The organism is Bacteroides sp. 224 (assembly GCF_010500995.1).
GTDB lineage: Bacteria > Bacteroidota > Bacteroidia > Bacteroidales > Bacteroidaceae > Bacteroides.
Genome location: NZ_QVMK01000001.1, coordinates 22,451 through 43,773, shown reverse-complemented (window position 1 = coordinate 43,773; position 21,323 = coordinate 22,451). Strand labels below are relative to the sequence as shown.

Genomic DNA, 21,323 nt, shown 5'->3' with positions numbered 1-21,323 from the left:
ATTAGTTGTTTAAAAAGGACGATCTTCCATAGCCGCCCCAAACTCCTTATTGGGTTGGCTACCCATGAAGTATTTAAGGGTTCCCCCCTTTGCAATATCTTCATGTGTAATATAGCTTTTTGTATAAGGAACTCCATTCAGTTCGATCCGTTGGATGTAAATGTTCTCTTTACTATTATCGACAGCTTCTACTGTAAACTCCTTGTTGTTTTGTAGGTTTACTGTTGCTTTATCCATATAAGGACTTCCAAACACATATATTCCCTGAGAAGGATTTACCGGATAAAAGCCTAAAGCAGACATGATATACCAGGCAGACATTTGTCCGCAGTCCTCATTGCCAATGATGCCGTCTTGTTTATCGGTATAAAAGTTGTCCATGATAAAGCGTACTTTCTCGGCTGTTTTCCATTGCTCGCCCACATAAGCATACAGATAAATAATGTGGTGACTGGGTTCATTTCCATGTACATATTGTCCAACCAGCCCGGTCATATCGGCAGAAGCATGTTCGCCCAAATCTCCTTCGGCTTGGAAGAGTTTGTCCAGTTCCTGAATGAAGTTTTGTTCTCCTTTAAAGATATCAATCAGTCCTTTTACATCATGTGGTACCAGCCAGGTGTATTGCCATGCATTTCCTTCCACATAATCACCTTCCCGGTGTATGGAAGTGAAAGGATTAAAGTTAGGACGGAAGGTACCATCGGCTGCCAACCCTCTCACAAAATTGGTTTCTTTATCGAAATAGTACTGATAGGTTTTGCTTCTTTTCAGGAAGTAAGCGTGATCGTCTTCTTTGCCCATCTTCTTGGCAACGGCTGCTACCGCCCAATCGGCAATAGCGTACTCCATGGCTTTGGATAAAGCCTCGTGCTCCTTGTCATAAGGTATATAACCTAAGTCGCGGTAATGTTTCAATCCGCGTTCATCCAGCATCATGGAGTTCTTCATGGCTTCGTAAGCCAATTCCTTATCAAATCCATCATAGCCTTTTAGTAAGGCATCGGCCACAACAATGACTCCCGGATTACCTACCATGCAATGCGTTTCGTATCCCTGTAAGTGCCATACGGGCAGTTTACCTTGTTGTTGGTAAATGGCAAGCATGGAGTTGATAATATCCCGTTGCTTTTCCGGATGTATAATGGTCATCAACGGATGAGCAGTGCGGTAGGTATCCCACAAAGAGAAAGTAGAATAATTTTTCGCATCAGTTGTATATACTTTATCATCCTGCAAGCGAAACTCTCCGTTAGAATCGCTGTAAAGGCTGGGTGCAACCATGGTGTGATAAAGGGCTGTATAGAAGGTACGTTTCACAGCTTCATCGGAGGTTTCGATCCGGATTTTATTTAGTTCCCGGTTCCACTTCTTACTGCTTTCCGCAACGATTTTATCAAAGTTCCAATGCGTTATTTCCGACTCGATATTGGCTGCTGCATTCTCGCAACTCACGGATGAAAGGCTTACTTTTAGCATTACCTCTCCTGCACGATCGCCCCAAGTAAGTACCCCTTTTACTGCCGGGCCTTTCAATTCTTTACCTTCTTTGGGGGTGGTGTCATAGAATACATGGAAATCTTTCAAAGCTACGTTTGTTTTTAACGTAAAGAAGACTTTATGTGTGCTCCAACCTCTCGAAAAGCGATATCCCTCCAATGTGTATTCATCAATCTGTTTGATATAAGTATCATAAGAAGTATCTCCGTTACCCTCTTTAAGGTCAATAATGATACGTGCCTGCTCTCCATCGGGAAATGTGTATCTATGAAAGCCCACACGATCGGATGCAGTAAGTTCTGCCTTCACATTATACCTATCCAGCAAAACGGAGTAATATTCGGGGCGGGCTATCTCATTTTGATGTTGATAGAAAGAAGCATAACCATTGCTGATATCATGTTGATTGCCTCTGATCGTACATATATCTCCTGTATAGGGCATCAGCAAAATATCGCCCAAATCGGTACAGCCTGTACCACTTAGATGTGTATGGGCAAAACCAATCATTATGCTATCTGAATAGTGATAGCCCGAAGACCAATCCCACCCCTTATAAATGTTACTGGGTCCCAACTGTACCATACCAAAAGGAGTACTCGTACCCACAAAAACATGTCCGTGATAACCAGACCCTATATAGGGATCGACATATTGCAACAGACCTTCACTCTTTGCATAATTCTTCTCCTTTGCACAAAACGAGCAAGAAGAAAGGAATAACAAAGAGAGTATAATAAAAGAATAAAATATGTTTCTCATGATGTTTAAATATTATTCAGTAAATCCAACTTTCCTTCATCCACCAGTTTAATAATCAACTCACCAAACAGTGTGTTCTGCCAAGCAAACCAAGAACGGGTAAAGTTCTTCGGATTATTCTTATGGAAAGATTCGTGCATAAAACCTGTATCTGCATCGGTATCCATCAACATCTTTATACAGGTTTTTATCTCCTGATCGTTAGAACTTGTAAAGGCTTTCATCATAATGCTCATCGGCCAGATCATATCGTATCCGATGTGGGGACCTCCGATGCCTTCGCCGGCTGTGCCTTTAAAAAAGTAAGGATTGTCTTCGCTCCATACAAATTTGCGAGTGTTTTGGTAGATTTTATCCTTTACATTCATGTCGCCCAGATAGGGCATGGCCAGCAAACTTGGCACGTTGGCATCATCCATAAGCAGTTGATTGCCAAATCCGTCTACCTCGAATGCATAGATCTTTCCATACTTGGGATGTTTATGTATGGCATATTTCTTTAATGCGGTTTCTACTTCATCAGCCAAGTTTTTGCATTCCGTGGCCAGCGTTTGGTTTTTATTTACTTCCGATAATATTTCCGCTGCTTTACGCAAAGACGTTACGGCAAAGAAGTTAGAGGGAACCAAGAACTGAAAAGTAGTTGCATCATCCGACGGACGAAAGGCAGAAGCTATCAATCCTACAGGTTTCACAGGGTTTCCTTTTCCATCGTTCGACATGGTATCCAACTGCCGTTCGGTTTTTCTTTGAAAGGTGTATGGCCCGTGTCCGTTTTTCTTTTGTTGCTCTTTGAATGTTTGCAATACCAATGCAATGGCTTTATTCCATTCATCGCCAAAAATGCTGCTGTCGCCTGTTACCTGCCAGTATTGATAAGCCAAACGAATTACATAACAAAGTGAATCAATCTCCCACTTACGTTCATGAAGTTCGAGTTTCATGGTTGTTCTGTCGGACATCCAATGATGGTCAGGATTGGGATCGTGCGGATCGAGGAAAGCATTTGCATACGGATCGAGAATAATACATTTGAATTGACGCAAAATGACACCGCGCAACATTCTTTTCAACTTGGGGTCTTCGTTGGCCAACTGAATATACGGCCATACTTGTGCACCCGAATCACGCAACCACATGGCGTGTATATCGCCGGTATATACCACTGCATCGTCTTCTTTATCAGTAGGATAGTAGCGTACGGTGGTATCGAGGGTATTAGGGAAACAGTTTTCGAACATCCAAGCCAGTTTCTGGTTGGTAAGCAGGTTCTTTACTTCTGCTATTTTTCTCTCTACCGCATCGGATACAAATAAACGTTTCTCAGGCCGATTACTTTTGTATGCTTCCACACGTGTGTTGTCTTGCAACATAGGAGAGGTAGCATTCCATTCCGATGCCTGAAGGTTAGAAACTCCACCCAGGGCAATGCCTAAACAGATAGTTTTAAATAGTGTATTCATAAATTAAACGGGTTAAATTTGTTTTAATAGTGACTTCATTGTTATTTCATTAAAATCTAAAATCGTTCTTTGACATGCCTAAAATTCGACAATAAGGTTTCTGCAAACGGATGAGTTTGAAATGCCGGTTACATTTGCTTCAAATGTCAGTAGCATTTGACTCGAATGCCTGTTTCATTTATTCCGAATGCCGGTTGCTTCATTTCTGATAGCAAAGAACTATGTAATTTTAACTAAGTTGATTTGTTATTTGGGTATGCGTTATTTCTTGATAAATTCCAATTCTACTTTCACCGGATAGTGATCGGACGGAAGGCGTGCCTCATAAGATTGTACCTTAATCTCTCCGGGAGCATCTTTTACTTCGGCTAAGGATGGGTTCTTACTTCGGGGCATCCAATAGAAATCGGTTAGTACACCGTACTTCTTCACCTTGAATTGAGGGGATAAAAAGATGTGGTCTATCCGGCTTTCTGTAAAGTTATTCGGATTAAAACTATTGAATGTTCCGTTCTTTATATACTTGAAATCAGCTGCTTCGTAAGAGTCTTTCAATTTACCTTCGCTTACAAAAGCCTGATAGGATTGATGCGTTTGATCTACATTAAAATCTCCTGTCAGGATAACGGGCAGTCCTTTTCCGAGTTCTTCCATCTTACGTTGTACGAGGAATGCACTTTCTACCCGTGCCTTTTTGCCTATATGATCCATGTGGAGGTTGAAGAACAAGAACTCAAAACCTGTGTCCTTACATTTAAAATGCCCCCAACTGCATATACGTAAGCACACAGCATCCCAACCGATGCTTGGTTTATCAGGAGTTTCGGAAAGCCAGAAGTCTCCTTTATCTATCAGTTTAAACTTATCGGTACGGAAGAAGATGGCAGAATGTTCTCCTTTCTCTTTCCCGTCGTCACGACCCACACCGATGTATTCGTAGCCGGGCAGGGTTTCTTTTAAGTCTTTAAGTTGTGGAGCAAACCCTTCTTGTGTTCCGAAGATTTCAAACTCGTGAAATTGCACCATGCCGGCAATAACCGGGCAACGTTGAGCCCAGCCATTTCCGTTCGAGGCATCCGAATTGTTGGCATTCCTTATGTTATAAGAAGCCACTGAGAATTTTGCAGGATCGGCAGTCCTACAACTACATACTACAACTACTATTAAAAGAAGCCATATACTTTTTGCTTTCATAGATTCAATGTATATTATTTTTTGTTTACCAATTATTTCTCATTCGAGAACGAATAAGGAGCATCCTGAGAGCGGATGCCTTTCTTCTTGTTAGGCACCGGGCTCATGATAAACTCTATGTTTGCTCCATTCATCAGCTGCTCGTGCGTCAGATAGTTCTTGGTATAGGTACTTCCGTTCAACTTCATATCCTGAACATAACGTTTGTCCGCGTCATTATTGGGCGCTTTAATGGTTACGGTTTTGCCATTCTCAAGGTGCAGCTTCATATTCTTAAACAGCGGAGTGCCCAATATATACTCATCTGTTCCGGGACAAACGGTATAAAAGCCTAATGCAGAGAATACATACCAGGCTGAGGTCTGACCATTATCTTCGTCGCCGCAATAACCATCGGGATTCGGATTATATAGTTTATTCATGATTTCGCGTACCCAATATTGTGCTTTCCAAGGCTCACCCGAATAGTTATACATATACACCATGTGCTGTATAGGCTGATTTCCGTGAGCATACTGCCCCATATTCATTACTTGCATTTCGCGCATTTCGTGAATCACTCCGCGGCTTTTCATTCCTAAATGACCGGGCAATACAAATACGGAATCCATCATTTGGTTGAATTCTTTCTTTCCTCCCATCAGGTCAATTAATCCTTGTGGGTCATGGAATACACAGAAACTCCAGTGCCAACTGTTCCCTTCGCAGAAATCGCCACTCCAATCGGCCGGATCGAACTTCGGGTTGAACTCTCCTTCTTTGCTTTTGCCCACCATTAGCTTACGCTCCGGATGATAGATGTTTTTATAGTTTAAGGCACGTTGCTTGTAGATGCCGGTTTCGCTATCGGGCTTACCCAATTTTTTGCCTAATGTATATATAGTCCAGTCATTATAAGCATATTCCAGCGTACGCGCAGCATTTTGCCCGATGCCTACATTATTAGGCACATAGCCTAAGTCATTGTAATGTTCGAAACCCTTACGACCGGAAGCTGTTCCTTTCAGGTAATCATTGGCTCCATGTTTCAATGCTTCCCAAAGCGTTTCGATATCATACCCACGGAGTCCTTTTATATAAGCATCGGCCACTACGGATGCCGAGTTATTGCCCACCATACAGTCTCTGTGCCCGGGAGTTGCCCATTCGGGTAGAAATCCGCTTTCTTTATAGGCATTCACTAAACCTTCTTGCATTTGCTGATTCATAGAAGGATACATCAGGTTGAGGAATGGAAACAGACAACGGAAAGTATCCCAGAATCCGGTATCGGTAAACATATATCCGGGCAACACTTCGCCATTATAAGGGCTGTAATGCATCACTTTGCCTTTGGCATCTATCTCATGAAACTTCCGGGGGAATAATAAAGACCGATACAAACATGAATAGAAGGTACGCAGGTTGTCGATATTATCGTCTTGCACTTCTATTTTACCCAATTCTTTGTTCCAAGTGCTTTTACCTTTTTCCACCAGTTTATCGAAAGAATCACGACCCAACTCCTTCAGGTTCAGCTCAGCCTGCTCATGGCTGATAAAGGAGGAAGCTACTCGCGCATGAACTACCTCTCCACGCTTTGTTTTGAAACCGATAATGGCTCCTACATGGTTGCCTGTATTTTCTGTTTCATTCTGATCAATTGTATTGTCCTTCACAGTAGAAGTAAAAGTAAAAGGTTTATCAAACTTCACAACAAAGTAATTCTTGAAGTTGCTTGGCACTCCACCCGAATTTTTCGTTGAATAGCCTATTATTTTATTCTCACCGGGTACTACCTTTATATAAGAGCCACGATCAAAAGCATCTACAACTACATAAGATTTATCCGAATCGGGGAAGGTAAACCGAAACATAGCTGCACGATCGGTAGGAACTATTTCCGTAGTCACATCCGTATCGGCTAAGTACACCTTATAATAATAAGGCTTGGCTACTTCTGCTTTATGCGAGAACCAGCTTGCTCGTTCATCCTGATCGAAAACCACTTTACCTACTACCGGCATAATAGCAAATTGGCCATAATCGTTCATCCATGGGCTGGGTTGGTGAGTTTGCTTGAATCCTCTGATTTTATCTGCCGTATAAGTATAAGCCCAGCCGTCGCCGATTCTTCCGGTCTGAGGTGTCCAGAAATTCATTCCCCACGGCATGGCTATAGCGGGATAGGTATTTCCGGTAGATAGTTCAAACTTCGATTGGGTACCTACTAATGTACTCACATAATCGACAGGGTTTTCGACTGCCCATCCTTGCAAACGCCCTAAAAAGGAAAGAACGACAATCCATAAAAAGATACTTTGTTTCTTCATGATAATATAGTTATTATAATAGTTAATTTGTGGATTCTTAAACACACAACGAAAATAAGATAGAATTTCTTCACTACACATATTAATTAAGAATTAAATTAGCTCTTGGCACGCAGGTTTAATACTTTGGCACGCAGATTTACTTTTAAGTGCCAATACTCGGAGAATATTCAGTTCCTTTTAAATACCTTTGTTGAACGCTAAAACAAACAGATCTTGCATTATGAACAGAATACTTGGAATTGGATTTACCTATTTATTGTTGGCACTCTCTTTTACTGCCAATGCTTACAATTTAAAGCAATTAGCCAATAAAGAGTACATGTCGAATACATCTATTACATCTCTTTGCCAAGATGAACAAGGTGTGATGTGGATAGGAACTTGCGATGGTTTGAATCTGTATGATGGCAAACAGATTCAATCGCCGCAAGCAGAAGGAGTCTCTAATTACTTATCGGGCAATCTCATCGACAAAATAGTTTACACCAACAAAAACACTTATTGGATTCAAACTTATTATGGCTTGAATATGCTTAATAACGAAACGGGAGTCATTACTCCATACAACCAGTTTAATAAGTTATTCTTTATGGAGAAAGATAAAGATGGCACACTATTCATTATTAATAAGAGCAACAGCATTCATTATTATCACAAAGAAAGCCAGTCGTTTCGCGAACTCAATTTATCGGGGATACCTTACTCGGATATTCTTTCGTTCTTCATAGATAAGAATAATTATATGTGGATTATCATGAAATCGTATGGCAGTTGCTACGAAATAAAAAACCAACCCAACGGAGATATAACACTTATACCACAGAGCCAGGAAAGTATTCCATTCAACTTAAACTTATCATATTGCTTTTATGATAACAATTGTATTAACTATATCAACTCCGAACATGATTTCTATTCCTACAATACAGACAACAAACAGCGCACATATATCTGTAATATGAAGAAGGAAATACTGAAACGTGGAAAAATATCTTCCATCATCAAGCATCACGACGATTTCTTTGTTGGTTTTGTAATGGACGGAGTTATTCGTTTGGAAAAAGAAACCAAAAGCCAAATATACAAGCCTCAATACATCGACATTAATTGCGGAGTGTTTTGCCTGAAGAGGGATCAATCGCAAGACATTGTATGGATTGGAACAGATGGGCAGGGAGTATACATCTACTCGGATCCGCTTTACTCCATAAAGCCTGTGGTGCTTGATATGCAGAAAGCCAAACGCCCCGTCAGAGCTTTATTCTGGGATGATGAACGAACACTCTGGGTAGGAACCAAAGGAAATGGCATCTTAAAGTTTCGCAATTATCACCCTGATAACAATATTACCGACAGCCCATTGGAACATCTTACCATCGGCAATGGGCTTGGCAGTAATGCCGTATATTGTTTTGCAGAAAGCAAACAGCATATTTTGTGGATTGGAGACGAGGAAGGATTGAACTATTACTCTTTTCGCGATCATAAAATAAGAAGAATACAGTTGATGGTTGATGGTCGGCCTTTCAAGTACATTCATGATATTCATGAAACCGGGAATTCGGAATTATGGCTGGCAAGCGTCGGGATGGGAATTATAAAGGCAAAGATTAAATCGGTAGGGTCAACCATTGTACTGGAAGATATCCGGCACTATGTCATTAATAATAAAGATTTTGAATCGAATTACTTCTTTTCCATCTTTGCCGAGAACGATTCAACCATCTTCTTTGCCAATAAAGGATATGGAGTATTTACTTATCGTGCTGATGCCAACGGACTTATTCCTTTCTTTAGCAACAGTTATCAAAATGCTTCTTTAAATAATGTATTAGCGATGGATAAAGATAGTCTGGGAAATTACCTTTTCGGAACTACCGCAGGATTGATTAAATACAAATCCGAAAACTCTTACGAGCTATTTGATGCACAAGAGGGTTTCCCCAATAATACCATTCATGATATTATAAAAACAAAAGGATGCTCTTTCTGGCTAAGTACCAACCTCGGACTTATCAACTTCGATACCCAACGAAAGATCTTTCGCTCTTACGGATACAATGACGGACTTTCGGTAACGGAGTTCAGCGATGGGGCTTCCTATCTGGACGAGAAAAACAATACATTATTCTTTGGCGGAGTTAATGGCTTTGTTTCCATACAGGCCAACGGCAAACCCGAAGAGGTGTACTTGCCTCCTGTTTATTTCAGTCAGCTTTCTATTCTTGGAGAACAGCATAACATTCAGAAATACCTAATCAAAGAGAAAAACAAAAATGTATTGTCTCTTCAATATGACCAGAACTTTTTCTCTATTTCTTTCATTGCCGTTGATTATCTGAACGGGAACAATAATATGTATTCCTACCGTCTGGAAGGCATCAATAACCAGTGGATTAATAATGGAAAAGAGAATCTTATTTCTTTCACCAACATGGCTCCGGGCAAGTACACCCTGCAAGTGAAGTATTACAACAGTGCCTACGAAATGGAAAGCGAAGTATATTCCATCCCCATACACATCAGAGATCCTTGGTATACCACCACTTGGGCTTACATTATTTACACACTTCTTTTATTGGGGTTGATAGCCGTTCTGATTCGCTCGTATACAGCATACACCAATCGCAAAAAGCAAGAAAAGCTAAATGAGATAGAGAAACTGCATCAACGAAATGTATTTGAATCTAAACTTCGTTTCTTCACCAACATCGCACATGAGTTTTGTACACCACTTACTTTAATATATGGCCCTTGCGAACGAATATTGACTACTAAAAACCTCGATAAGTCGGTAGTTAAATACGTGCAGATGATTCAAACCAATGCAGAACGTCTTAATAACCTGATTAACGAATTAATAGAATTCCGCAAGATAGAAACAGGTAACCGGGAGTTGCGAATTGAATCTCTTCCTATTACGACACTTGCCAACAACGTAGCCGATACATTTGCCGATATGGCTAAGTCCAGAAACATCAATTTCCTGAAAAAGATACCCAACTCTGTTACTTGGAACTCGGATAAGGTTTTCTTGTCGACTATCCTCATCAATTTGCTATCCAATGCATTTAAGTACACCCCCGACGGGATGTGCATCAGGATTGAGATTGAGAATGATGATCCGGAAAATCTTATTGTACGAGTTGCCAATGAAGGAAGTTTCATCCGGGAAGAGAACTTCAAGCATGTATTCAATCGCTACACAGTTCTCGACAACTTCGAGAACCAGAACGGACGAGATGTTTCAAGGAAAGGACTGGGAATGGCTATCTCTTATAACATGGCCAAACTGCTGAAAGGAACGATTCGAATTGAAAACATTCCTGATTACGGAGTACTTTTCACGCTTGTTCTACCTGCTATGGAGTTACCCTCTACCCCTCCTGCCAAAGTAATAGCCACCGAATATATACCCAAGATAGAAGTTCAACCGGCTTTTAATCTGCCTGTTTACGAATTCAATAAAGCCAAACCGACTATTCTTGTGATAGACGACGAAATAGAAATATTGTGGTTTATCGGCGATCTTTTTATCAAAGATTTCAACGTAATCACCTTAAAAGAACCCAGAAAGCTGAATGAGATATTGAATGAGGTGTACCCCAATATAATCATCTGCGATCAGATGATGAATGAAGTAAACGGTATTGAGTTGATTCATCAACTGAAATCCGATAAAGAAACAGCACATATCCCTATCATCATGGTGTCGGGAAATTATGAGATGGACGCGCAAATATCAGCCTTATCGGCAGGTGCAGAGATGTATATTACCAAGCCGTTTAATGCTGAATACCTCCGGATTTCTGTATTACAGATGATGGAACGAAAGGAAATTCTGAAAGATTATTTTAACTCTCCCATAAGTTCGCTCGAAAAAAATGCGGGTAAGATTACTCACAAAGATCATAAGAAGTTTATGGCTGCCTTATTCAAAGTAATCAATGACAATATATCCGATAAAAATCTTACTCCTCGTGTATTAGCCAAACAACTCGACATAAGTACCCGAAGCTTGTATCGGAAACTGGAAGAAATAGGCGAAGAGAGCCCGACAACCATTATTAAAGAGAGTCGCCTCCATTTAACCCAAAATATGCTGATTACTTCAAAGAAAACCATCGACGAGGTGTTTGTTTACTCAGGCTTTAGCAATAAAGCCTCTTTCTTTAAAGCCTTTAAAGAGAAGTATGGATGTACGCCGGGAGAGTTTAGGGTGAAGCATACGAAGGCACTATAGCAAACTATCTTCTACAACAGGATATATTCGTATGTTAGTAGATACCGTCCTATTTCAATTCCTTTTTTAATAATTCGTATATTTCCTGCCACGATTTTTTATACAGATTGGTCATTGCATCGGAAAGCTGTGTAAATGTTTTGGAAGAATAAAATATATCTGTTGCCTTTTCCTCGTCAATATTAAAGTCTATTACTAATTGCTCCAATAATGGTTCACCAATATCAGCAATTTCATATTCTATACTTCTTGTTTTTTCAAACCCTCATATTGCACCTCCGTTTTTATGGCAAATTTCATACATGCTTCTAACTGCCCAAAACGGATTGTCGGTGTGCAATGCCCACCAATGTTTATTTAGATAATCAATACCACCATACTTTTTCAAATATTGATATGCCTTTTGTACATTCATTTTATAAGCAAGAGCAAATTCAGGAATAATAAAACTGATAAAACTAATTTTATCGCTCGTTTCTTTATCTAATTTTCCGATTGCCATAAGTTCATATCTAATTGGTTACCATTACAAATGTACATAAAAATAAGGATTTATAAGCGAGTCGAATAAAATAATATTGAACACAGAGACACGGAGATACAGAGATTATATCAAAACCTCTGTGTCTTCGTGTCTCTGTGTTCAATTTATTTATAGAGGAAAGATACATTTTTAAAGTATAGTTCATACAGAAAAGATTGCACCAAACTGCTATCATTGCCATCATAAACACCGTAATCACCTCTATATCACCAGCTTGCACCTATGATAGCACTATGATTTAAGAAAAATATCTACCATTTATCTATCATATTTCCCTTTAAGCAAGAATCTCCACTACCTTATAAACAGTTCCTTTAGTCATTCTTCGGGAATCAAATGCACTTTTCAGTGAACGCCCCAAGGTTATAGCCACTGTGCGGGTGTACTTAAATCCCGGATGTTTCATTCGGATACGTTCCAGCATTTGTGCACAGGTAAGTTCCTCACAGCTCTCGCCATTTGCCGGAGCACGGAAATAGGTATGAATCATTTCTTCCTCGGGCATCGTGCGCAAGAACCGCTGATTGCAAGAAGTTATATAAGCCTCCTCCTCGTGAGTGAACCAATATCTTTCATTATTGCGAATGGCATGTATCGCCTGTGCATAGAGTTGCGAATAATCTATCGGCTGAGTATAGTCGATAATTCCTTCTACTTCCACACAAATAAAACGACGGTTTCCGGTGGGGTCGGACAGCAAATCAAAATTATTGCTGGTAGCAATGAAGGTGGCATACCGACGAATAGCTTCGGTAGTACCCGCATAAGGTAAGCGGGTTTGTACCACTGCTTTCTGAAGGATATGTTTCATAAAACCCTGGTAAGAAGGGCTGATAGAATCGAACTCATCCATATTTATTAAGGCAAATCGTCCCAATGCCAGTTCTACATTCCGGCGATTACTAAAATCAATACTGTCGGTATAATAATCGCGCAGTTCGGGAGGAAGCAGGTTCAGGCAAAAAGTAGACTTACCACATCCCTGATTACCAACTAACAATGGCAGTGTGCTGTTGGCATGGCGATGGTCTATCTGTTGCCAGTGTGCTACCATCGAAAGAAACCAGGTATAAAATAAATCGCCCCATCGGTCATTCTTACATTTTATGCAAGAGGCCAGTTTCCTGATCCGGTCTTTACCATCCCAGACAGGCAATGAGAAGAGATAATCTTCAATGGGATTATGTACCGGCACTCTATCCGAATAGAGGTAGCGTTTTATGTCTGCATCCCAGGCATTTATTCCTTCGGCCGTTGCATTCAGGGAGATACTGTTCATGGCCTGTTTGGTAAGCGGACGAAAATCAAAGTAAAAAGATTTCAGTTCCCGGTACTCCACCGTTGCTTTGATGGTGTTGTACCGGAGTTGGTACCTTCGTTGCATAAATTCATCTAATTGCGCTACCAATGTCATAGAGGAGGAAATGCAGGGTTTTCCTCCCAACTTTTTACCCAGCGAATAGGTGCTTCTGAAATTAGCCCGTACCTGAATATCATATTTCTTCAAGCCGCGGTGCAAGAGCGTCCACTTCACGGCTTCCTCTTCGGGTATCCCCGACTGATAACAGTTCTCGGCTAATTTAATAAAAAAGGGCTTTAATTCATCGTTCTGCCAATCTACCCCTCCTACCTTTTCCAATGCATCTACCAGGCAGGTATCAAACAGGGTAGAAATAATTCGGTTACGCTCGTATCCAGGCAATAATCTTTGCAGAGGATCACTAATAGTCTGCTGAGCCTCTTCGTAAGTAGTTTCGGCAGGCATCCGCAAAGGCTGTTCCAGATGAATGGCTGCTGCCCGAGGATTATAATATAAGTCGGGATCGAATGATAAACGGCATCCGCGCTCTACCACCGGCTTTTTAAGTTCAATTTCCCTCTTCATTTGGGGTTGATACCACTTCACAGCTTCTTTGTATGCCTGCGCGTGGAACCAACGGATCAATTCCGTTTTCTGAGGAAGGCTACCATCAGGCAATGTAAAAGGAACAATTATCTTGACGCTTCTTCCACTCGAGCCAACAAAGGCTACTAACGTTTGGGGAAGCTTGGAGGCAAGATCTCGCAACTGTTTCGCCTCTTTCGGGTGAGCCAGCTTATTTATTTCGAGCATGATTAACCCGTTGTAAGCAATCAACTCCTGCCGACCTTCTTTTTTGTTGAATACGCCACCAAACACCCATACCGGTAGTTTATTGGCAAAGTCATTCCTCCTATCAGAAGTTGTATGAGCCAAGCTATCGCGCAAGGCAGATACCGGTCGTGATTTTATTTCGGTGCGTATGGCTTCCAAAGCCGTTTCTAATTCTACTGTGCGTTGTGTTTGTGTTTCGCCAACGTTCCTATAGGTGGTTATCTTCATTGTTTGTTTTCAAATCAGTTGATTATCTTTCAATAGTTTCAGGATTTTATTTATTGGCTCATTAGCTACATTTAATGGCTCATCAACTTTGTTTTATCGGCTCATTATCAGTATTTATCGGCTCATTTAAGTGTTTAATGGCTCATTCACAGCCACAATCCCCCTCCTTTGTACACCCGGGTCTACCCATCCTGCACACCCGGATCTACCAACCATGTACACCCGGGTCTACCAATGCCGTACACCCGGGTGTACAAAGAGTGTTCAGACAAGAAGCATGATAGCATAAATGGTAGATATTTTTCTTAAAACATAATGCTATCATAGCATCAACTCGCTATTACACAGAACGTTAAACACACTATGATAGCAATGATAGCATTTTGCCACAAACTTTTCTGAGGTGAATTGGAAAATTCAGATTTTACATACAATGCTTAAAAAATCTCTTTCACCAAACGCCCTGTCCAAACCTGGGGTTGCTTTACTCCTAATATCTTGGCAAGTATGGAGGCACAATCATACTGCATCATGCTGATGTCATCAAAGCAATAGCCTTTCTTCTTTATGCTTTTGCCCGAAATTATAAAAGGGGTTTCCATCTCTAACATCGTCTTACCGCCATGTCCTTTGTTAACTCCACCGTGGTCGGCAGTAATAATAAAGATGGCATCGTCATACATCCCTGCTTGCTTTACAGCATCTACAATTTGACTGATATAGCCATCCAGCTCTTTCAGCTTAGTATAATAGTTGGGGGTATCATGACCATCGGCATGACCTACATGATCCGGATTATCGAAAATAACCGCCATGAAGTTCGGTTTCTTTTCTTTGATATACTTAACAGACATTTCGCACAAGGCAGTAGGATGCTTTTTGTAGTTGGGCGCTTGGGCATGATAGTTCAGCGACAAAGTATCTACCAAGTATTTAATACCGTCCCATTCGTACAAACAACCTATTTCTGCTTTCGGATCTGCATCACGGTAAAGCTGAAAAATCGTTGGGAAGATATTGTTCTTATAAACAACACGAGAAGGAAGTTCCGGTTTTTTGGAGCCCCATTCCGTATACCCGTGCACCTCGGGACCTGCCCCCATAAACATAGAAGCCCAGTTTACCGCACTGGAAGAAGGAAGTACCGAACGTTTTTTCAGGGTATAAGCACCCTCGGCCATAAATTGTTTAGTAACAGGCATATCTGCTTTCTCTACACTGTATGACCCCCAGCCATCCAAACCAATAAGAATAACATGTTTGGCTTTGGGTTTTGCTGCAAAAGCTGTTGTATTTGCAGTTAGAAAGAGAGAAATCAGAATAAATAATAGTTTCTTTTTTTTCATGAGATCTTTAATTTATAATTCAAATGAGCGGCAAGTTACAAAAAAAAGATAAACCCATTTATTTATTCTTCATCCTGTTATCATTCATTAAGTAATGGCCAATTAGGAGTTGGCACTCTCATGGCTTGCATTTCCTTTTCGAACTCGGCCACCTTCTCGGGATACATCTCTGCCAGGTTATTAGATTCTGTGATATCCTCTTTCAGGTTATAAAGCTCCAATGGAGCATTCCTCTTTACCGATACCACTTTCCAGTCGCCTTTCCGGGCGGCGCGTTGCTTTCCGGTAAACTCCCAGTACAGCAACCGGTTATCCGTATCTACTTCCTCCCCATAAAATAGGGGAAGTATATTGATTCCATTCATTCCCTGCGGTGTTTTAGCATCTGTCAACGCCGCCAAAGTAGGCAACACATCGGGAAAATAAATCTGATTATCCAATACCTGCTGCTTTACTTTGCCCGGCTGATTCACGATGAAAGGTACACGCAATCCACCTTCATAAAGGAGTCCCTTGCGACCTTTAAATACACCATTGCATCCCAACTCTTCCAAAGGAGCCTGAACAGCGGCGCCATTATCGGAAGCGAAGATAACCAAGGTGTTTTCGCGGATACCCAGATTATCGAGTTCATCCAGCAACCGACCGATGGCTCTATCTGCATGGGTGATGAGTGATGCATAACGTTTGGTATTCATGTCCCAGCTTTCATCATCGTACCACACGGTTTCATCAATGATATAAGGTTCGTGGGGAGCATCGTAAGCCAGATACAGGAAGAATGGATTTTCCTTGTTCCGATGGATAAACTTAATCGCATCGTCTGTAGAAAGATCGGTATTGTGTTTCACATGCTGGTCGTGTGCATTCGCTTCTATATGGATAAGCGAGTCGTTACTAAACCGGTAATAAGGATAATAGTACGGATCGTTGGAGTGCGGAGTGCTAATCAACCAGCCGTAAAACTCATCGAATCCTCTATTCAGTGGAGTTGCCTCGGGGTTGAAGCCATCCAAATGCCATTTATTTACCAAACAGGTTTGATAGCCTGCATCGCTTAAAACCGTTGCAATGGTGGTATCCGTTGGCAATATGTGCATACGCCGGATGGGGTTTCCATTCTTTAGTCCTTCCAGTCCACCTGCTACGCAGAAGTTATCGCGGATGGTGGTGTTTCCTGTATTCTTCCCGGTCATCAACGCGCAACGGGAGGGGGAGCTGATGGCAGAACCTGCGTAGCATTGCCGGAAGCGAGTTCCTGTTTCTGCCAGTTTATCGATGTTGGGGGTTTGGATGTATTTGTTTCCGTAGCAGGAAAGATCGCCGTAGCCCATGTCATCGGCGAGGATGAAGATGATGTTGGGTTTGGAAAGGGTGGCGTTTTTAGCTGTAGGGGTACCTCCGCAGGAGGAAAGGAGGGTGGTGAGGGAGCAGATTGCTGTTAACGAAAGGCTGTTAGTTGAAATCATAAGGTTATAAATGTAAAGAGAGGACGCTTCATTTAAACGCCCTCTCTGTTTTATGTAAAAAGAATTATTGTTGGAATACTAATTCGCCAACGGTATCGGCCGAGCTAAAGATGATGGAACAAAGTCCGTCTTTAACCTGAAGAACTTCCATGCCGGCAAGGATTATTTCCTGAGGAGCTTCACCCTCTTTACTACTCAAAATTTCAAGGGTAGCATTTTGTTTAATACCAACGGATAGATCGCCATCACAAGATAAAACATATTGTTTCCCTTCCAGCACATTGGTAAGGGCAATGCTGTTTTCTTCGACGGTAAGTCCCCAATTATTGGCTTTATTGAGTTCTATCATGTTACCCCAAACAAATCGCTGGGTGTCAGTATTGAGTACACTTGATATGATTACTACATCTAATTTTGCAGTATTTCCTGCCAAATCAGTGATGGTTAAAACTACTTTTCCATAGTTCTTTCCTTGTATATAGATCAGATTATCACGATACTTAGCTTCGGCATAACCTTCGGCAGAAAAAGAAAACTGGTATCCACCGCTTCCGCTTTCAATCTTTAATATGCCTTCACTTCCTTGCTTTACCTGAATAGCTGTGCGATCAAGTTTTAGTTCAGAAACTGTATTATCATCATCGCTACAGGCTATAAAAAGGTTGAACTGTAGCAACATCAGGATAAAAGAGAGTATATAAGTAAATTGTTTCATATCATTCTAAATTTATCCGGTTATTATCTTTTTATTTTCAATATAATGCTTCTCTTGATGTTACCGTCTTTATCTTCAACAGTAGCTTTCAGATTTAGGACACCAGTATAGGCTGACAGATCGGCTGTTTTATCAAAAGAATCGGTTTGATCTGTTCCATCCAGATTTACATATATCTTTGTAAATTCTTCGGCATTAGGCCCTACTACACTTGCGATAGTTCCTGCCAACACGATGGTTGGTTTCTTCAACCAGCTAAAGTCTAGTTTAGAGGCTTCGCCTGATGCAAAGCAACCCATACCCCAGTAGCGAAGTTCTGCATCCGAAGTTAGTTTCCCAAAGCTGATATCCGGTAAATCTCCATTCGATTTACGTTGCGCCATCAACTCTGTTTCGTCTAAACTAACAAAGTCGGTTTCTTTCATATCTAATCCGGCATCAAAAGAGTTATTTGTAAGTTTGCTTTTTCCTTTATTTACCCACTGTATGGCAAAGGTACTTCCTCTGGCACCAGAAAAGGACAGATTGTTTTTGATGGCATGTTCATAACCATTTACATCTACCGGAGGTAATACAAGAGGTAATTCTCTGTTCCTCATTTCAAAGTTCACTCCACTGGCAATGGCTGTATTATTGGCAAAAACAAGTCCGCCTAAATGATGATTAGCGTAAAAACCTCTTAACCGGTTATAATAAGCTAAACTGTTAGTTACCTCGTGCACAGGTATAACAGCAGGAACTTTGGGTAGTGCATCTTCGGACATGCCATATCCTCCGGCTTTAAATCCGGTACCGTCTCCGGCAGCCACACCTTTACTTCCACCGTATCCATTAAGGAAAGCCCAGCAGTTAATGATTTTCACAGCCTCGAAACAGTTAATCAAATCAAAGCCATCATCGCTATTATACCATGCGCGGCATCCTTCGAACACATTACCTGTGCCCACTCCTTCTCCTACTGAAGACGAGCTGATGTGTGCACCAAAGCCATCCACATTACCACCTTTACTTCCATCAGAAACGTTGTCATAGTTATTATAAGCATCACAATTCAGGATATGATTATTGCTTCCTCCAAGTAGGTAGAAGCCAATAGCCATACCATCGTGTACTTTCAAGTCCTCATATTTATTATTGTTAGCCCCTTTCACTATGCGAAAAGCCTCGGACTGTGTATGACCTACAATAGTAACCTGTGTTCCAATTACATCAAAACCTTTGAGGTATAGATTAGAGCCGGTTACATAGAATACTGTAACACGTTGATCTTTTGGTTTTACCAAAGAGAGGTCAAATACCGGACGAGTAGAATTTTTGGGGTTAGCTATATACGAAATCGGTTTTCCGGTTTCTCCACTTTTATTCAGGTGAAACACACAATGATAAAGGTTGCTATTGGTAGTAGTCATCGGAGCCTGATCGGGCGATATTGAGTAGGTTCCTTCATTGATATAAACAATATCTCCGGGAGCCACCACTTCTTGTACCTTAACCAATGTGGCAAAAGGCGCATCTTCTGTTCCCGAATTATTATCATTCCCTTCGGGATCTATATAGTAAACTTTCTGCGCTGCCAAGGGGACTGATAAAATCAGTCCCAGAAGCAAACATGTTATTTTAGTAATCTTTTTCATAAGTTTCTTTTTAATATAAAAAACAGATTGTTAATGAGAAGAAGCTTTGCTCTTCAGATCCCAAGGAACGAAATAAGCACCAGCCATGATTTTAGCTTTTACTTCCTCTTGTTTAGCCACATCCGGATATTTTTCACTAACGAAGCGAGCAATAATCGAATAATCGTTCCAGCGTTTAGCCACACGAATCATAAGAGGATACGTTTTTCCTTCGCAAGGAAATTCCAGAAAAGCTTCCTTCACTAATTCAATATCATTATGCTTCCTAATTTTCTGTTCGTCTGTCAATCCTTCCAAGCCTTCTTCATCTGCGTTGATATCATCCGAACTTTGCCATATATCACGTTTGCCCAAACCTAAAACTCCACGAACGCCATTATCGGCATAGGTACGGCGGAATCCGGCATGATTAGTAGTCCACAAATTCCAGTTGCTATTCAAACCTTGCCATTGTTCGCCTAACTCTACTCCCATCAAGTAGAAAATATCCACTCCCTGGTTCATCAGTACCGATGCAGGTTCATAACGCCCCATATTATTCAACGCTTCTATTGCCATAAAATAAAAGTCGGCAGTATGATAGATCATAATATATACATCATCATGAGCCACGGTATGTCCGGATTTACTGAATCCACGGTATTTCCTAACCGAATATTCTTCATCTTTCACCACCTCTCTAAAAGCGTTGGCACGGCGATCTGTTGTTTTAGTAGCTGTTCCATCTGAAGGAGGATTGAAGGTAACATCCGAGAAACGTTGTACTCCCGGCACAGAAGCACGCAACATATAACTTCCATTCTGATCAAAATGCTTCAACAACGAATTTTGCTGATTGTATTGATAGTCATACCTAATTACCGATTCTGTTTTAGAGATTACAGGATTCTGAGAATCATATTGTTCTCCAAAATTAGTTCCATAACTTCCTGAACGCATCAGTTTAACAATGGCTACATTTCCTTTATACTCATCCAGATCATAAGCTTTAGACATTTCACCAAGAAGTAACTTAGCCGCCTTTTCATAGTCTCCTTTCCAAAGCAAGATTTCTGCCTGTAGAGGAGCATAACCGGGCACCATCATATCCCATCTTTTATACTCATCGGAAGTAGAGGTGGCCCCCGATGCCGGATTCAACCACTCGCCCCATGATAAGCTGCTAAATGTACCATTTACGCCATCGAATCCTGTATTTAATAATTTATCACAAGCGTTTATAATTCCATCTAAATTCTCTGGAGTCTGATCTGCAAGATCATTCATGCTTTGTATAGGATCATCAAACCATATTGCCTGTCCGTAAATCCGTCCTAAAGTAAGGTAAATCCATGCTTTTACTCTTAATGTAGCACTGATTAGTTTTTTATAATCATCTTCATCAATCGTATTTAAATGATTATCTTTATAATCTTTTGCTTTTAGCAGATAATCGTTGCAAGCAATAATCACATCATAATATTTGGCAGGATCGGCGTATGTATTACCTGTTAAATCATCTTCATAATTATAAAGGCTAACTAATTCTGCCGGTGCACCTTCGGTGGGTTCTAATACCTCCGCACGTGTGTCAGTCAGATAAATCGACTTATCTCCAATAGCTTGCACCTTCGTTACAATTCCCAGAAACCCCGAGTAAAGTTCTCCTCCTTCTTTAATATAATCTTCACCTTTGAGGATTGTATCATTGTTTGGTTCAAAGAAGTCACTGCACGAAGAAAAAGTTATTGCCAGCAACCCTATCAATATTATTTGTATCTTAAACTTTTTCATTGT

12 protein-coding genes are annotated in these 21,323 nt (G+C 40.8%); 1 reads left to right on the top strand and 11 read right to left on the bottom strand.

Translation table 11 applies throughout. From position 1 onward, the window contains the following. Nucleotides 1-9 precede the first annotated feature (9 nt). From D0T60_RS00110 to D0T60_RS00095, 4 genes are all read right to left on the bottom strand, one after another. Nucleotides 10-2,262: a GH92 family glycosyl hydrolase gene (locus D0T60_RS00110; RefSeq protein WP_163215982.1), complete on the bottom strand. Its 2,253-nt coding sequence runs from the start codon at nt 2,260-2,262 to the stop codon at nt 10-12. Between the two features lie 5 nt (nt 2,263-2,267). Beyond that, nucleotides 2,268-3,725, bottom strand: a complete 1,458-nt coding sequence (locus D0T60_RS00105) for a glycoside hydrolase family 125 protein (protein WP_163215980.1) — start codon at nt 3,723-3,725, stop codon at nt 2,268-2,270. Between the two features lie 261 nt (nt 3,726-3,986). Continuing rightward, nucleotides 3,987-4,919 carry an endonuclease/exonuclease/phosphatase family protein gene (locus D0T60_RS00100; protein WP_163215977.1) on the bottom strand — a complete coding sequence of 311 codons (933 nt, stop codon included), beginning with the start codon at nt 4,917-4,919 and terminating at the stop codon, nt 3,987-3,989. Between the two features lie 32 nt (nt 4,920-4,951). Continuing rightward, complete coding sequence (locus tag D0T60_RS00095) at nt 4,952-7,231, bottom strand: GH92 family glycosyl hydrolase (RefSeq protein WP_163215974.1); 2,280 nt, start codon at nt 7,229-7,231, stop codon at nt 4,952-4,954. Between the two features lie 223 nt (nt 7,232-7,454). Here D0T60_RS00095 and D0T60_RS00090 point away from each other — a divergent pair, with 223 nt between their 5' ends. Further along, complete coding sequence (locus D0T60_RS00090; RefSeq protein ID WP_163215971.1) at nt 7,455-11,477, top strand: two-component regulator propeller domain-containing protein; 4,023 nt, start codon at nt 7,455-7,457, stop codon at nt 11,475-11,477. Between the two features lie 265 nt (nt 11,478-11,742). Here the strand turns inward: D0T60_RS00090 and D0T60_RS00085 are convergent, their stop codons facing one another. The 7 genes from D0T60_RS00085 to D0T60_RS00055 form a co-directional block, all read right to left on the bottom strand. Then, entirely contained in the window at nt 11,743-11,979 is a 237-nt protein-coding gene (locus D0T60_RS00085; RefSeq protein WP_163215968.1) for a DUF3791 domain-containing protein, read from the bottom strand. Nucleotides 11,980-12,298: 319 nt separating this feature from the next. Beyond that, nucleotides 12,299-14,383 (bottom strand): BT4734/BF3469 family protein, encoded by a 2,085-nt coding sequence (locus D0T60_RS00080; protein WP_163215967.1) that lies wholly within the window; start codon nt 14,381-14,383, stop codon nt 12,299-12,301. A 437-nt stretch (nt 14,384-14,820) separates the two neighbouring features. Next, the gene (locus D0T60_RS00075) at nt 14,821-15,729 is read right to left on the bottom strand and encodes an alkaline phosphatase (RefSeq protein ID WP_163215964.1); all 909 of its coding nucleotides are present in this window, start codon (nt 15,727-15,729) and stop codon (nt 14,821-14,823) included. Nucleotides 15,730-15,809: 80 nt separating this feature from the next. Beyond that, nucleotides 15,810-17,198, bottom strand: coding sequence for a sulfatase-like hydrolase/transferase (locus tag D0T60_RS00070; RefSeq protein ID WP_163215961.1), 1,389 nt, complete (start codon nt 17,196-17,198; stop codon nt 15,810-15,812). A 64-nt stretch (nt 17,199-17,262) separates the two neighbouring features. Next, on the bottom strand, nt 17,263-17,913 hold the full coding sequence (locus D0T60_RS00065) for a hypothetical protein (protein WP_163215958.1): 651 nt from the start codon (nt 17,911-17,913) through the stop codon (nt 17,263-17,265). A gap of 23 nt (nt 17,914-17,936) precedes the next feature. Further along, complete coding sequence (locus D0T60_RS00060) at nt 17,937-19,547, bottom strand: right-handed parallel beta-helix repeat-containing protein (RefSeq protein ID WP_163215955.1); 1,611 nt, start codon at nt 19,545-19,547, stop codon at nt 17,937-17,939. 30 nt (nt 19,548-19,577) lie between these two features. Next, a complete protein-coding gene (locus D0T60_RS00055) occupies nt 19,578-21,320 on the bottom strand; it encodes a hypothetical protein (protein WP_163215952.1) in 1,743 nt (580 codons plus the stop codon). Nucleotides 21,321-21,323: the final 3 nt, after the last annotated feature.